Annotated in this window: 1 protein-coding gene and 1 pseudogene; one reads left to right on the top strand and one right to left on the bottom strand. The window is 60.8% G+C overall.

The window, feature by feature from the left end:
* Nucleotides 1-220 (bottom strand): annotated as a pseudogene (locus tag EXE44_RS17585) (molybdopterin-dependent oxidoreductase); the annotation flags it as partial.
* 211 nt (nt 221-431) lie between these two features.
* Between EXE44_RS17585 and EXE44_RS17580 the strand changes: the two are divergent.
* Nucleotides 432-647, top strand: coding sequence for a ribbon-helix-helix domain-containing protein (locus tag EXE44_RS17580; RefSeq protein WP_092923103.1), 216 nt, complete (start codon nt 432-434; stop codon nt 645-647).
* Nucleotides 648-711 lie beyond the last annotated feature (64 nt).

The following is a 711-nucleotide window of genomic DNA, read 5'->3' as shown; positions in this document are numbered from 1 at the left end:
CGGGGAGGTCGCGGAACTCGTCGAGCGAGAACGACAGCGGCTCCTCGACCGCGCCCCACACCTCGAGTTCGAAGGTCTGCGGATCCCACGCGGGCGTTCCGCTCTTCGAGAGGACGGGGAAACCGTCCGTCTCGCGCTGGCCCGGAGGGAGCCGATCGTCGCCGTACTCGCGGTAGAGATCGGTGAGGTCCTCGGCGGCGTCGACGCCGGATTCGGTCATGGAGGCGGATACGTCCCGAACCGACGTATGAATGTCGCTCTCTCGTCGCGTGAGCCTCCTTGCCATCGGAATGCGACGGGAGTGTTCGGATTTTCCAAATCAGAGTTCTACCGATCAAAAATATAATTTTAAATCTCAGTTCTGAGTTTTCAGATATACGCATCTGCGACGCCACCTTTATATTTCCCATCCCACAAGAGCCGGACAGCAAATGCCACGAGTGAAGATAACGGTGCCGGAGCATCTGGAAATGCAGATCGCCCAGATGGTCGAGGAGGGAGAGTTCCTCAACCGCGAGGAGGCGGTCGAGGAGCTGCTCTCGACGGGCATCAAGGCGTACAAGACGAGCGGCCCGCGGGAGGACGACGACTCCAACGGGTTCGAAGACGAGGGAATGATGGGCCACGAAGACGAGTACGTCTTCTGACCGGCGCCGGCACCGATTTTCCCCCACGGTCCCCGACCGCGCGGAATCGTGCGTACCCGCCTCA

The sequence above is a fragment of the Halorubrum sp. SS7 genome (assembly GCF_005435055.1).
Lineage (GTDB): Archaea > Halobacteriota > Halobacteria > Halobacteriales > Haloferacaceae > Halorubrum > Halorubrum salinarum.
The sequence above is the reverse complement of the archived record's forward strand: the minus strand, read 5'-3'. Positions and strand labels throughout refer to the sequence as shown.

Bases quoted from the DNA above. Each gene is read 5' to 3' on its own strand.
- EXE44_RS17580 (WP_092923103.1), top strand. From the start codon at position 432: ATGCCACGAGTGAAGATAACGGTGCCGGAGCATCTGGAAATGCAGATC.